This is a genomic window from Streptomyces sp. NPDC029122 (genome assembly GCF_055569445.1).
The window spans coordinates 81,597-94,677 of record NZ_JBVHWK010000032.1; the positions used below are offsets into that span (position 1 = coordinate 81,597).

Consider the following 13,081-nt stretch of genomic DNA (forward strand, 5'->3'; position numbering starts at 1 on the left):
GGAGTGGATTGGTCATCTCCCCCCCCAGTGCCCCTTTGTATTTGCTCGGCTTACCCTCCCCACGGGCAGGGGACCAGCCCCTCCCCCCCCCCCCCCCCCCCCCCCCCCCCCCCCCGGACCCCCCACATCCCGTAAGACTCAGGAGGAATGGCACACCATGCGACACACGACCGGATCCGCACCCCGAATCGGAGTCTGGATGGTCGGCGCGCGAGGCTCGGTCGCCACGGCCGCCATCGCCGGCGCCGCCGCCATCGTGGCGGGTGCCGCCTCCCCCGTCGGGTGCGTCACCGAAACTCCCCCGTTCGCGGACGCGCCCCTCCCGGCCCTCGCCGACCTGGTGTTCGGCGGCCACGACGTCGTCGGCACCCCGCTGTCGGCGAGGGCCGGACAGCTCGTGGACGCGGGAGTCCTGCCCGCGTCCGTCCTCAGGGCGCTGGACACCCCGCTGGCCGCCGCCGAGCTGGAGATCCGCGACGGATCCCCCCGACCGGGGGAGTCCCAGGCCCGGACCGCCGCCCGCCTCGCCGAGGACATGGCCGCCTTCCGCGACCGGCACGCCCTGGAACAGGTCGTCGTGGTCAACGTCTCCTCCACGGAGCCGCTGCCCGAACCCGACCCGGCCTTCCTGGACCTCGCCGCCCTCGAAGCGGCCCTCGCCGCCGGCTCGGTGACCCTGCCCGCCAGCTCCCTCTACGCCTACGCCGCCTTCACCGCGGGCTTCTCCTACGTCAACTTCACCCCCTCGGCGGGCGCCGCCCTGCCCGCCCTGGAGGAACTGGCCCGGCTGCGCCGCGTCCCGCACGCGGGCCGCGACGGCAAGACCGGCGAAACCCTCGTCAAGAGCGCCCTCGCGCCCATGTTCACCCAGCGCGCGCTGCGCCTGCGCTCCTGGTCCGGCACCAACCTGCTCGGCGGCGGCGACGGGGCGACCCTCGCCGACCCGGCGGCGGCCCGCTCCAAGACCGAGTCGAAGCAGCGCAGCCTCGAGGAGACCGTCGGCCACGCCGTCCAGGGCCAGGTCCACATCGACAACGTGCCCGAGATGGGCGAGTGGAAGACCGCCTGGGACCACATCTCCTTCGAAGGGTTCCTCGGCGTCCGGATGACCATGCAGTTCACCTGGCAGGGCTGCGACTCCGCGCTGGCCGCCCCGCTGGTCCTCGACCTCGTACGGCTGACCGCGCTGGCGGGCCGCCGCGGCGAGTCCGGGGCGCTGCCCGCCCTCGGCTTCTTCTTCAAGGACCCGGCCGGCTCCACCGAGCACAACCTCACCCTCCAGTACGAGACCCTGCGCGCCTGGGCCGCCGGCGTCCCCGCCGACGCCCCGGCCCAGCCGGCCCCGCTGACCGGAGCCCGGCCGTGACCCCGGCAGCGGGCCCGGCCGTGAGCCCCGCCGCGACGGCCGCCGCGGCCGGGCGGCCGCTCCGGCCCGAATCCACCGCCCCCACCGGGCCGCTGCGCCTGCCGCCCTTCCCCGGGCGGGCCTTCCGCGCCCGGCGCACCCTGCGCGCCTACGCCGAGCTGCTGCGGGCACCCGCCGCGATCACCGTCCCCGGCGACGTCCTCGCCGGGGCGCTGGCCGCCGGACGCGGTGCCGGCCCCCGCACCCTGGGCCTGGCCGGCTCCTCCGTCTGCCTCTACTGGGCGGGCATGGCCCTCAACGACTGGGCCGACCGGGAGACGGACGCCGTCGAACGGCCCGAACGGCCCCTGCCCTCCGGCCGGATCGCCCCCGGCGCCGCCCTCGCCACGGCCGCCGCGCTCACCGCCGCCGGCCTGGGCGCCGCCGCCCTCGCCGGCGGGCGCCGCACCGTCCTCACCCGGACCCTGCCCCTGGCCGCCGCCGTGTGGGCCTACGACCTCGGAGCCAAGAACACCCCGCTCGGCCCGGCCGTGATGGCCGCCGCCCGGGCCCTCGACGTCCTGCACGGCACCGGGCCCGGCCCGGCCCGCCCGGCCCTCACGGCCGCGGCCGCCGTCGCGGGCCACACCCTGGCCCTGACCCGGCTCAGCCGCCACGAGGTCGCCGGCGCCCCGCCCCACGAGGCCGCCCTGACCGCGCTGGCCTCGGCCGCCGCGGCCGCGGGCACCCTCACCCGTGCCACCGGACCCGTACAGGGCGCCGCCCTCGCCCTTTACGGCGCCGGCTACGGACCCGCCCTCGCCCGGGCCGTACGCCGCCCCGCCGCCCCCGAGGTGCGCCGGGCCGTCGGCGCCGGCATCCACGCCCTCCTGCCCCTCCAGGCCGCCCTGGCCGCCCGGGCCGGAGCGCCCCGGCTCGCCGTCACCCTCGCCGCCGCCCTGCCGGTGGTGCGCCGCCTCGCCCGGAAGGTCTCCCCGACATGAGCGCAGCCGCCGCGCTCCGGTTCTCGTACGGCACCAACGGCCTCGCCGACCACCGCCTCGGCGACGCCCTGCGCCTGCTCGCCGACCTCGGCTACGAGGGCGTCGCGCTCACCCTGGACCACCAGCACCTGGACCCGTACGCCCCGGACCTCGCCGCCCGCGTCGACGGGGTCCGCCGCGCCCTGGACGCCACCGGCCTGGCCGTCGTCGTGGAGACCGGCGCCCGCTACCTCCTCGACCCGCGCCGCAAGCACCGCCCCACGCTGCTGTCCGCCGAGCCCGAGGGCCGCCGGCTCCGCCTCGACCTGCTGCGCCGCGCCATCGGCCTCGGCGCCGAACTGGGCGCCGGAGCCGTGCACTTCTGGAGCGGCACCGCCGATCCCGGCACCACCGGCGAACAGGCGTGGCGGCGGCTGGTCGACGGCTGCGCCGAGACCGTGGGCCACGCCGAGGCCGCCGGGATCGACCTGGCCTTCGAACCGGAGCCGGGCATGCTCGTCGCCGACCTCACCGGCTACCGCAGACTGCTGGCCGACCTGGGCCGGCCGGACCGCTTCCGGCTGACCCTGGACCTCGGCCACTGCCGGTGCCTGGAGCCCTGGCCCGTCGCCGACTGCGTGGCCCTGGCCGCCGACCGCCTCGCCCACGTCCAGATCGAGGACATGCGCCGGGGCACGCACGAGCACCTCCCCTTCGGCGAAGGGGAGATCGACTTTCCGCCCGTCCTCGGCGCCCTCGCCGACGCCGGCTACCAGGGGCTCGTCTCCGTCGAACTCCCGCGCCACAGCCACGCCGGAGCGGAGACGGCCCGCCACAGCATCGCCTTCCTGCACGCCACCGCGGGCCGGCGCCCGCCGCGCCGGACCCCACAGAAGGAGGCCGTACCGGTATGACCGCCCCCACCCTCGCCCCGCCCGCCGCCCCCCTCTCGGACAGCGCCGTGCACGACGCGCTGACCCTGCGCACCCTCCGGGAGTCCCTGCGCTCCGTCCTCGACCAGGAACACCGCACCCGGCTCACCGCCGCCGCGGACGCCGTGGCCGCCGAAGGCCCCGCCGCCCTCGACCGCCGCTTCCCGGCCGCCGGACGCGCATACGGCCGCGGCCCCCTGCCCGGCTGGGCCGACTGGGCCGTGGAGGACGCCGTACGCACCGTCCTGCTGCTCGCCCTGACCCGGTACGGCACCACCGGCGCCGCCCTCGCCGCGGAAGCCGCCGAACGGTACGCGCACGGCGACGCCGCCGAACGCCGCGGCGTCCTGCGCGCCCTGCCGTTCCTGCCGGTCGGCGACCGCGCCGTGCACCTCACCGACGACGCCGTACGCACCAACGACAACCGGCTCATCGCCGCCGCCCTCGGCCCCTACGCCCGGGCCCACCTCGACCAGTACCGCTGGCGCCAGGCCGTCCTGAAGTGCCTGTTCACCGGGATCCCGCTGGCCAAGGTGGCCGGCCTGCACGAACGCCGCGACGCCGAACTCGCCCGGATGGCGCACGGGTTCGCCGCCGAGCGCCGCGCCGCCGACCGCACCGTACCGGCCGACCTGTGGTCCCTGGTGCCGTGACCGGCACGGCCCGCCGGGCCGCCGCACCGGCGACCCACGACAACTGACGCACCACCGACCCCGACCGGAGCCCCGACCATGCGCATCTTCGACCCGCACATCCACATGACGTCCCGCACCACGGACGACTACCGAGCGATGCACGCCGCCGGCGTGCGCGCGCTGGTCGAGCCCGCGTTCTGGCTGGGCCAGCCCCGGACCTCCCCCGCCAGCTTCACCGACTACTTCGACGCGCTCCTCGGCTGGGAGCCGTACCGCGCCGCCCAGTTCGGCATCAGCCACCACTGCACCATCGGCCTCAACCCCAAGGAGGCGAACGACCCGCGCTGCACCCCCGTCCTGGACCTGCTGCCCCGCTACCTCGCCAAGGACGGGGTCGTCGCCGTCGGCGAGATCGGCTACGACACCGTCACCGAGGCCGAGGACCACGCCTTCGCCGTCCAGCTCGCCCTCGCCGTCGAGTTCGCACTGCCGGCGCTCGTCCACACCCCGCACCGCGACAAGGCCGGCGGCACCGGCCGCTCCCTCGCCGTGATCCGCGAATCGGGCATCGACCCCGGCTTCGTCGTCCTCGACCACCTCAACGAGGTCACCGTCCGCGAGGTCCGCGACTCCGGCTGTTGGATGGGCTTCTCCATCTACCCCGACACCAAGATGACCCCGGACCGCATGGTCGCCATCCTCAAGGAGCACGGAACCGAGCGGATCCTCGTCAACTCCGCCGCCGACTGGGGCCACAGCGACCCGCTGCTCACCCGGGCCACCGCCGAGGCCATGCTCGCCGCCGGCTTCGACGAGGACGACGTGGACCGCGTGCTGTGGCGCAACCCGGTGGCCTTCTACGCCCAGTCCGGCCGGCTCGGCCTCGACGGATACACGGACGTCCAGGCCGCCGGCCTCTACGCGGGCAACTCCATCGCCCGCGGCGGAAACTGATCAGGGAAGAAGGAACGCCTGATGCGCTTCCGCCACCCGGACGGCTCCGCCGTCCACCTCGCCTACTGCACCAACGTCCATCCCGCCGAAACCCTGGAAGGGATCACCGCCCAGCTCGACACGTACGCCGAACCGGTCCGCCGGGCCACCGGCGAGCCCGTCGTCGGCCTCGGCCTGTGGCTGCCGGTCGACGCCGCCGCCGCCCTGGCCGCCGACCCGGCCGCCGTCACCCGGCTGCGCGGGGAGCTCACCGCCCGCGGACTGGAGACGGTGACCCTCAACGGCTTCCCCTACCGGGGCTTCCACGCCCCCGTGGTCAAGCGGGCCGTGTACTACCCGGACTGGTCCGAGCCCGCCCGGCTCGGCTACACCCTGAACCTCGCCCGGATCCTCGCGGGACTGCTGCCCGACGACGCCGAGCGCGGCTCGGTCTCCACCCTGCCGCTGGCGTGGCGCACCGCCTGGTCCCGCACCCGGACGGCCGCCGCCGCCCGCAACCTCGACGCGCTCGCCGCCGGCCTCGCCCGGATCGAGGCCGAGACCGGCCGCACCGTGCGCGTCGCCGTGGAGCCCGAGCCGGGCTGCGTCGCGGAGACCACCGAGCAGGCCATCGAGGTGCTGTCCGACGTCGACCACGACCGGATCGGGCTGTGCCTGGACGCGTGCCACCTCGCCGTCGCGCACGAGGACCCCGACACCGCCGTCGGCCGGCTGCTGGCGGCCGGGCTCCAGGTGGTCAAGCTCCAGGCCTCCAGCGCCCTGGAGGCCGCCGACCCGCAGGACCCGCGGGTACGGGAGGCCCTGGCCGCCTTCGCCGAACCGCGCTTCCTGCACCAGACCCGAGAGGCCGGTCCCGACGGCGCCGGACTCCACGGCTCCGACGACCTCGGGCCCGCGCTGGCCGGAGCCCTGCCCGGCAAGGCGCCCTGGCGCATCCACTACCACGTGCCGCTGCACGAGGAGCCGGCCCCGCCGCTGACCTCCACCAGCCCGGTGCTGCGGGACACCCTGCGGACCCTGTTCGGCGGGGACCACGCCGTCACCGACCACGTCGAGGTGGAGACGTACACCTGGTCCGTGCTGCCCGAGGACGCGCGGCCCGTCGGCGACGCCGGCCTCGTCCGGGGCATCGCCGCCGAACTCGCCTGGACGGCGCGGGAGCTCACCGCGCTCGGCCTGACCCCGACCGCACCCGCCGCGCAGAAGGAGCCCGGCTCATGACCCCCTCCGTCCGGCGGAAGAAGACCGCCGTCCTGTGCACCGTCGGCCTCACCCCCCGGCTGCTGCCCCACATGCCGAACGTCCGGGCCATCGGCGAGCAGGGCTTCACCGCCCCGCTCGACACGGTGTTCCCCGCCGTCACCGCGACCGTCCAGGCCACCCTCACCACCGGCACCCTGCCCCGCGAGCACGGCGCCGTCGGCAACGGCTGGTACTTCCGCGACCACGGCGAAGTGATGATGTGGCGCCAGCACAACGCCCTCGTCCAGGGCGAGAAGGTCTGGCAGGCCGCCCGCCGCCACGACCCGGACCACACCACCGCCTACCTGTGCTGGTGGTGGGCGATGGGCGCGGACGTGGACACCGTGCTGACCCCGCGGCCCGTCTACCACTACGACGGCCGCAAGGCACCGGACTGCTACACCGTCCCCGCCGCCCTGCGCGACGAACTGACCGCCGCGCAGGGGGAGTTCCCCCTGTTCAACTACTGGGGGCCGACAGCCTCGCTCGCCTCCACCCGGTGGATCGCCGGCGCCGCCCGGCACGTCGCGGACACCCGCGACCCCGACCTGTCCTTCATCTACGTCCCGCACCTGGACTACGACCTCCAGCGGTTCGGCCCCGACAGCCCCGAGGCCGTCCGGGCCGCCCGCGAGGCCGACGCCGCCCTCGGCCCGCTCCTGGCCGACCTGCGCGACCGCGGCACCACCGTCGTCGCCCTCAGCGAATACGGCATCTCACCCGTCAGCCGGCCCGTGGACATCAACCGCGCGCTGCGCCGCGAGGGACTCCTGTCGGTCTACACCCAGCGCGGGATGGAGTACCTCGACCCGTACACCTCGCGGGCGTTCGCCGTCGCCGACCACCAGGCCGCCCACGTGTACGTGCCCGACCCGGCCGACGTCCCGCGCGTGCGCGACGTACTGAAGTCCCTGGACGGCGTCGACGAGGTCTGGGACCGCACCCAGCAGGCCGACTACGGCATCGACCACCCCAACGCGGGCGAGCTCGTCGCCGTGTCGGAACCCGACGCCTGGTTCACGTACTACTACTGGCTCGACGACCAGCGCGCCCCGGACTTCGCGCGCGGCGTCGAGATCCACCGCAAGCCCGGCTACGACCCGGCCGAGCTGTTCTTCGACCCCGCCGATCCGGCCGCCAAGGCCAGGGCGGCCCTCGCCGTGCTGAAGAAGAAGGCGGGGATGCGCGCACCGCTCCAGGTGGTGCCGCTCGACCCGGGCTGCGTCCGCGGCAGCCACGGACGGCTGCCCGGCGACGACCGCGACGCGCCCGTGCTGCTCTGCTCGGACCCGTCCCAGGAACGGCCCCGCTACCACGCCACCGAGGTGAAGGACCTGCTCCTGCGCCTCGGCGGACTGACCTGACAACGCCCTCAAGGGGGAGAGGAGGACCCGATGACGAGCCAGACCCTGACCGCCGTGCGCGGCCGCGTCGACCACACCGCCACGACCGGTGTGCTGCCCGTGCCCGGACCGGCCGCACGGGAGGCCGCGAGACTGCGCGCCACGGGCGAGGCGCACGTGTGGTGGTGGCCGCTCGAGGACCGCGTGGACCAGGCCGAGTTCGACCTGCTCGACGAGGTCGAGCAGGTACGCGCCCGCCGCTACCGGGCCGAGAAGGACGCCGCCGCCTTCGTCCGGACCCGGGCCGGCGCCCGGCGTGCGATCGGCGCACTGCTGGGGGTGGACGCCCGTACGGTGGCGCTCGGCCGCCGCGTCTGCCCCGGCTGCGGCGACCTCGAGCACGGCCCGCCGGCCGTCGCGAGCCCCGCCGTCGGGCTCGCGGTGAGCCTGACCCGCACGAGCGGCTGCGGGGTGCTGGCCCTGCACGCGGGGGACTGGATCGGGGTGGACGTCGAGGCGCTGCGGCCCGTGGAGTCCGGCTCCCTGGCCAATGTGGTGCTCGCGCCCGCCGAGCACGCCTACATCCTGTCGCTGCCCGCCGGGCCGGAGCGCACCGCCGCCTTCCACCGGGTGTGGACCCGCAAGGAGGCCGTGCTCAAGGGGGTCGGGCTGGGGCTGCTCGGCATCGACCTCAACGCCCTGGACGTCAGCCCGGGCAGGCCGGGGCCGGTGGAGGTGGAGCACGGCTACCAGGGCGAGGTCAGCAGATGGCAGATCGACGACCTCGACCTGGACGGCAACTGGTCGGCCTCCCTGGCCCGCCCCGTCGACGGCTCCCCCCTCGGCCCGGTCCACCGCCACCGCCCGGCCTGACCCCCCGCCGGGGGCCCGTCCCCGGCCGCACGGGTCCCCGCCAGGGCCCGCCCCCGACCGGGTTCGGGCCCCCGCCAGGGCCCGTCCCGGCCGGTTCGGCCCCCGCCCGGCCCGGCCTCCGGCCGGGTTCGAGTCCCCGCCAGGGCACTGCCTCGCGGCGTCCGGGGCCCGCGCGGGGCCCGGCCTCCGCCGGGTTCGGGCCTCTGCCGGGCCCTGCCTCGCCGGGCCACGGGCCCGAGCCGGGGCCTTCCTCCACCAGACCCGGGCACCCGCCAGGGCCTCGCCTCCGCCGGTTCCGGCTTCCTGCCGGCCCCCGGCCCGGCAGGGCCCCGGCATCCACCACCAGGCTCCGGGTCCGGATCCCTCCCCCGTGGGGTCCGGGCCCGGTCCGGCCGACCTCCCCGCACGGAGGACCGACTTCATCCGGAGCTCCCCATGGCCCAGTCCGCCACCCCCACCGCCCCCGCGCCCCCCGCGCCCGCCGCCCCGGCCCCCGCCCGGACCGGGCCCCCGCACACCCCCGCCCCCGGGGCCGCGGCGGTGACCGGCGGGCTCCTCGCCGCCGCCCTGCTGCTGTGCGCGGGTCCCCTCGCCGGCGGCGCCGTCCAGGAGTTCCTGGACCGCATGGCCGGCGTCTTCGCGCTGGTCGCGCTCACCGGCTCCGTGATGCTCGGCCTCGCCACCGTCTTCCGTGACGTACTCACCCCCGCCCAGCGGCAGTTCGCCCAGCTCCTGCACCGCGCGGCCGGCCTGGCCGGCGTCGGCTTCCTGCTCGTCCACATCGGCGTCAAGGTCGCCGCACGGAAGATCGACGCGGTCGACGCCGTACTCGGCTGGGGGAGCGGGGACCTCCTGGTCGACCTGGGTACCCTGGCCGCCCAGCTCTTCGTACTGACCCTGCTCACCGGCCTGTGGCGGGGCGTCTTCGCCACCCGCCGCTGGATCCGCCCGTTCCGCGTCCTCCACGGGCTCGCGTACGCCGGCTGGGCCGCCGGCCTCGTGCACGGACTCGGCGCCGGCCGCACCCCCGCCGGCTGGGTCGTCGCCTGCTACGCCCTCTGCGGCGTCGCCACCCTCGCGGCCCTGGCCCACCGCCTCACCCGCGGCCGCCGCACCGCCCCCACCCGCTGACCGTCCGCCGGCATCCACCGAACCAGCCCCGGACCGCATGGTTCCGGCCGGAGGGCACCACCCCGGCCGAAAGCGTGCGGCCGGGGCCTTCCCGCGTAGAGGGAATATAGGTCCGCCCCCAAGGATCGGCGTGTTGCATCCGCCGACTTGGGCGGATGGGGCTGCTGGCATACCCCCCTCAAACGCATGGGAAGGACTGGTCGCGCATGCGGACCCAGACGAACAGCCTCCGTGGGCAGAGCAGCACCGGATCCCCCGGGTTCGCGCTGCGCCTGGACGGGGTCGTGAAGGAGTACGGAAAGAGCGGGCGCGGCGTGCGCGCGCTGGACGGAGTCTCGGTCGGCATCGAGCGCGGCTCGTTCACGGCCGTCATGGGACCCTCCGGTTCCGGCAAGTCGACCTTCCTGCACTGCGCGGCCGGCCTGGACAAGCCGTCCAGCGGCAAGGCCTACATCGGTGACACCGAGCTCGGCGGGATGAACGAGACCCAGCTGACGAAGCTGCGCCGCCAGCGCATCGGCTTCGTCTTCCAGGCCTTCAACCTCATCCCGGCGCTGTCGGTGCGCCAGAACGTGGAGCTGCCGCTGCGCCTGGCCGGGGAACGCCTCGACCCGGCGTGGCTGGAGGAGATCCTGACCCGTGTGGGCCTGGGCGGCCGGGCCACCCACCGGCCCGCCGAACTCTCCGGCGGCCAGCAGCAGCGCGTGGCGATCGCCCGCGCCCTGATCACCCGCCCCGACGTCATCTTCGGTGACGAGCCGACCGGCGCCCTCGACACGGTGACCGCCAAGGAGATCCTCTCCCTGCTGCGGTCCTGCGTCGACGAGACCGGCCAGACCGTCGTCATGGTCACCCACGACCCGGTCGCCGCCTCCTACGCCGACACCGTCCTCTTCCTCGCCGACGGCCGCATCGCCGACCAGATGCACGCCCCCACCGCCGACCGCGTCGCCGACCGCATGACACACCTGGGAGCGTGGGCCTGATGCTGCGCTATGCCCTGCAGACCCTGCGCGCCCGCAAGGGCGGCTTCATCGGGGCCTTCCTCGCCCTCTTCTGCGCGGCCGCGCTCGTCACGGCCTGCGGCATCCTCCTGGAGACGGGTCTGAGAGGAGAGATCGGCACCGAGCGCTACGCCGGCGCCCCCGTGATCGTCGGCGGTGACCAGAACGTCCACCAGGTCACCGTCAAGAAGAAGGGCGACAAGACCAAGACCAAGGAGAAGGAGAAGCCGCTCGGCGAGCGGGTCTGGCTGCCCGCCGACACCGCGACCGCCCTCGGCTCGCTGCCCGGAGTCCAGGCCGCGCTGCCCGAGATCACCTTCCCGGCGTACGCGGTCAGCCCCAAGGGGCAGGTCGTCCCGGGGGTCGACGGCAAGCCCTCCTACGGCCACGCCTGGACCTCCGCCGCCCTGACCCCCTTCACGCTGTCCGAGGGCGCCGCCCCGGCCGGCGCCGACGAGGTCGTCGTCGACCGCGAACTGGCCCGCCGGGCCGGCATCAAGCCCGGCACCGAGCTGACCGTCCAGGCCACCGGCTCGCCGCGCACGTACCGGGTGAGCGGTATCGCGGCCCCCGCCGGAGGCGACCTGGAACAGCAGACCTCGCTGTTCTTCTCGGACGCCGAGGCCGAGCGGCTGTCGGGCCGCGCCGGACAGGTCGCGGTGGTCGGTGTGCTGGCCAAGCCCGGCGTGTCCACCGCGGACCTCGCCGCGCAGGTGAAGAAGGCGCTCGACGGCACCACCGCCCAGGTCGTCACCGGCGGCGAGCGCGGCCCGGTCGAGTTCCTCGACGCGGCCAAGGCGCGGATCAAGCTGGTCTCCATGGGCGGTGCCATCGGCGGCACCTCGCTGCTCGTCGCGATCCTCGTCGTCGTCGGCACCTTCGCCCTGTCCATCCAGCAGCGCTACCGCGAACTGGCCCTGCTGCGCGCCATCGCGGCGACGCCCAAGCAGGTCCGCCAGCTCATCGGCCGCGAGGCGCTGATCGTCGGCGCCCTCGCCGGGGTGCTCGGCTCCGTCACCGGCCTGCCCATCGCCTACTGGCTGCACGGCAAGTTCGTCGGCTTCAAGGCGATCCCCGACACCCTCGAAGTCACCTTCAGCGTCTTCCCGTTCTTCGCGGCGATCGGCGCGGCCCTGCTGGGCGCCTGGGCGGCCGCGAGGATCTCGGCCCGCCGCACCGCCCGCATCCGTCCCGCCGAGGCCCTGTCCGAGGCGGCCATGGAGCAGCGCAACTTCGCCTGGGGCCGGCTCGGTGCCGGCGCCGCGTTCCTGGCGGGCGGCGTCGTCCTGCTCGCGGTGCTGTCGGCGCTGCGCAGCGAGCCCGCCTCCACTCCGGTGACCTTCCTGTCGGTCGTCGTCCTCGCGGTGGCGGTGTCGCTGCTCGGGCCGCTGATCGCCCGGATCGCGGTCGCGGTCCTCGGGATCCCGCTCAGGGCCTCCCGGGTCGGCGGCTACCTGGCCACCGCCAACGCCCGCGCCAACACCAAGCGGCTGTCCGCGGCGGTCACCCCGCTGGCGCTGCTGATCGGCATGGCCTGCACGGTGTTCTTCGTGCAGACCACGATGGGCGCGGCGGCCACCGCCCAGGCCAAGGCCGGCAACAAGGCCGACTGGGTCGTCGGTTCCGCCGGCCCCGGGGTGCCCGCGCAGGCCGCGGACAGCCTCCGCCGGGTCCCCGGCGTGTCGGCGGTGACCGAGGTCGTACGCACCTCCGTGCGCGTCGGCCTGGAGAAGTACCCGGCGCAGGGCGTGTCCACCGAGGGCCTGACCCGCACCTGGGACCCGGGCGTCAGCGCCGGCAGCCTGGACGGGTTCGGCGCGCGGTCGGTCGCCCTCAGCGACGTCGCGGCCGACAACCTGGGCAAGAAGCCGGGGGACAAGCTGAAGCTGACCCTCGGCGACGGCACCGAGACCGAGCTGACCGTCGCGGCCGTCTACGACCGCGGACTGGGCTTCGGCGACCTGACGATGTCCCACGAGCTGGTCGTCAAGCACGTCGACAATCCGCTGGCCTCCTCGCTGCTGGTCAAGACCGAGGGCGAGGGCAAGCCCGGCCGGGCCGAGCTGCAGAAGGCCGTCGGGGCCCTGCCCGGCGTCGGCGTCCTCGACCGTGACCAGGTCGAGGACCTGCAGGCGGAGGTCCAGCAGTCCAACGCCGAGGTGAACTACGTCGCGATGGGCCTGATCATCGCCTTCACCGCGATCGCCGTGGTCAACACCCTGGCCATGTCGGTCTCCGACCGGATCCGCGAGTTCGCCCTGCTCCAGCTCGTCGGCACCACGCGCCGGCAGGTGATGGGCATGCTCCGGATCGAGTCCGCCCTGGTGGTCCTCATCTCCACCGTGCTCGGCACGGGCATCGCCTTCGCGGTGCTCACCGCCTTCAGCATCGGCATGACGGGCTCCGCGTCCCCGTCCATCGACCCCTGGATGTACCTCGGGGTGCTGGGCTTCGCCGCGGTGCTCACCGTCCTGGCCACGCTGGTCCCGGGCCGCCTCGCCCTGACGGGCCGCCCCGCGGACGTCATCGGCTCGCGCCAGTAACGGCGCGGGGGGGGGGGGGGGGGGGGGGGGGGGGGGGGGGGGGGGGGGGGGGGGGGGGGGGGGGGGGGGGGGGGGGGGGGGGGGGGGGGGGGGGGG

Annotated in this window: 11 protein-coding genes; all 11 read left to right on the top strand. The window is 75.6% G+C overall.

Annotated features, from left to right (window positions below; all coding sequences use genetic code 11):
- Nucleotides 1-157 precede the first annotated feature (157 nt).
- The 11 genes from ACZ4WZ_RS29115 (at nucleotide 158) to ACZ4WZ_RS29165 (ending at nucleotide 12,985) form a co-directional block, all read left to right on the top strand.
- A complete protein-coding gene (locus tag ACZ4WZ_RS29115) occupies nucleotides 158-1,366 on the top strand; it encodes an inositol-3-phosphate synthase (protein WP_467894937.1) in 1,209 nt (402 codons plus the stop codon).
- Nucleotides 1,363-2,349 (top strand): SCO3242 family prenyltransferase, encoded by a 987-nt coding sequence (locus tag ACZ4WZ_RS29120; RefSeq protein WP_467894940.1) that lies wholly within the window; start codon nucleotides 1,363-1,365, stop codon nucleotides 2,347-2,349. The genes ACZ4WZ_RS29115 and ACZ4WZ_RS29120 overlap by 4 nt, the downstream gene beginning before the upstream one ends.
- Entirely contained in the window at nucleotides 2,346-3,242 is an 897-nt protein-coding gene (locus tag ACZ4WZ_RS29125; RefSeq protein WP_467894941.1) for a sugar phosphate isomerase/epimerase family protein, read from the top strand. The genes ACZ4WZ_RS29120 and ACZ4WZ_RS29125 overlap by 4 nt, the downstream gene beginning before the upstream one ends.
- Entirely contained in the window at nucleotides 3,239-3,913 is a 675-nt protein-coding gene (locus tag ACZ4WZ_RS29130; protein ID WP_467894943.1) for an EboA domain-containing protein, read from the top strand. Before ACZ4WZ_RS29125 ends, ACZ4WZ_RS29130 begins: the two co-directional genes overlap by 4 nt.
- A 78-nt stretch (nucleotides 3,914-3,991) precedes the next feature.
- Nucleotides 3,992-4,849 (top strand): TatD family hydrolase, encoded by an 858-nt coding sequence (locus ACZ4WZ_RS29135; protein ID WP_362474144.1) that lies wholly within the window; start codon nucleotides 3,992-3,994, stop codon nucleotides 4,847-4,849.
- 21 nt (nucleotides 4,850-4,870) lie between these two features.
- Complete coding sequence (gene eboE / locus ACZ4WZ_RS29140; protein ID WP_467894946.1) at nucleotides 4,871-6,070, top strand: metabolite traffic protein EboE; 1,200 nt, start codon at nucleotides 4,871-4,873, stop codon at nucleotides 6,068-6,070.
- Nucleotides 6,067-7,455, top strand: a complete 1,389-nt coding sequence (locus ACZ4WZ_RS29145) for an alkaline phosphatase family protein (RefSeq protein ID WP_467894949.1) — start codon at nucleotides 6,067-6,069, stop codon at nucleotides 7,453-7,455. The genes eboE and ACZ4WZ_RS29145 overlap by 4 nt, the downstream gene beginning before the upstream one ends.
- A gap of 30 nt (nucleotides 7,456-7,485) precedes the next feature.
- On the top strand, nucleotides 7,486-8,307 hold the full coding sequence (locus ACZ4WZ_RS29150) for a 4'-phosphopantetheinyl transferase superfamily protein (protein WP_467894952.1): 822 nt from the start codon (nucleotides 7,486-7,488) through the stop codon (nucleotides 8,305-8,307).
- 435 nt (nucleotides 8,308-8,742) lie between these two features.
- A complete protein-coding gene (locus ACZ4WZ_RS29155) occupies nucleotides 8,743-9,438 on the top strand; it encodes a hypothetical protein (protein ID WP_467894953.1) in 696 nt (231 codons plus the stop codon).
- Between the two features lie 206 nt (nucleotides 9,439-9,644).
- Nucleotides 9,645-10,424 (top strand): ABC transporter ATP-binding protein, encoded by a 780-nt coding sequence (locus tag ACZ4WZ_RS29160; RefSeq protein ID WP_467894956.1) that lies wholly within the window; start codon nucleotides 9,645-9,647, stop codon nucleotides 10,422-10,424.
- Nucleotides 10,424-12,985, top strand: a complete 2,562-nt coding sequence (locus tag ACZ4WZ_RS29165) for an FtsX-like permease family protein (protein WP_467894958.1) — start codon at nucleotides 10,424-10,426, stop codon at nucleotides 12,983-12,985. The genes ACZ4WZ_RS29160 and ACZ4WZ_RS29165 overlap by 1 nt, the downstream gene beginning before the upstream one ends.
- Nucleotides 12,986-13,081: the final 96 nt, after the last annotated feature.

Coding starts and splice junctions, on each gene's coding strand:
- ACZ4WZ_RS29115 (WP_467894937.1), top strand. CDS start 158: ATGCGACACACGACCGGATCCGCACCCCGAATCGGAGTCTGGATGGTC.
- ACZ4WZ_RS29125 (WP_467894941.1), top strand. CDS start 2,346: ATGAGCGCAGCCGCCGCGCTCCGGTTCTCGTACGGCACCAACGGCCTC.
- ACZ4WZ_RS29130 (WP_467894943.1), top strand. CDS start 3,239: ATGACCGCCCCCACCCTCGCCCCGCCCGCCGCCCCCCTCTCGGACAGC.
- ACZ4WZ_RS29135 (WP_362474144.1), top strand. CDS start 3,992: ATGCGCATCTTCGACCCGCACATCCACATGACGTCCCGCACCACGGAC.
- eboE (WP_467894946.1), top strand. CDS start 4,871: ATGCGCTTCCGCCACCCGGACGGCTCCGCCGTCCACCTCGCCTACTGC.
- ACZ4WZ_RS29145 (WP_467894949.1), top strand. CDS start 6,067: ATGACCCCCTCCGTCCGGCGGAAGAAGACCGCCGTCCTGTGCACCGTC.
- ACZ4WZ_RS29150 (WP_467894952.1), top strand. CDS start 7,486: ATGACGAGCCAGACCCTGACCGCCGTGCGCGGCCGCGTCGACCACACC.
- ACZ4WZ_RS29155 (WP_467894953.1), top strand. CDS start 8,743: ATGGCCCAGTCCGCCACCCCCACCGCCCCCGCGCCCCCCGCGCCCGCC.
- ACZ4WZ_RS29160 (WP_467894956.1), top strand. CDS start 9,645: ATGCGGACCCAGACGAACAGCCTCCGTGGGCAGAGCAGCACCGGATCC.
- ACZ4WZ_RS29165 (WP_467894958.1), top strand. CDS start 10,424: ATGCTGCGCTATGCCCTGCAGACCCTGCGCGCCCGCAAGGGCGGCTTC.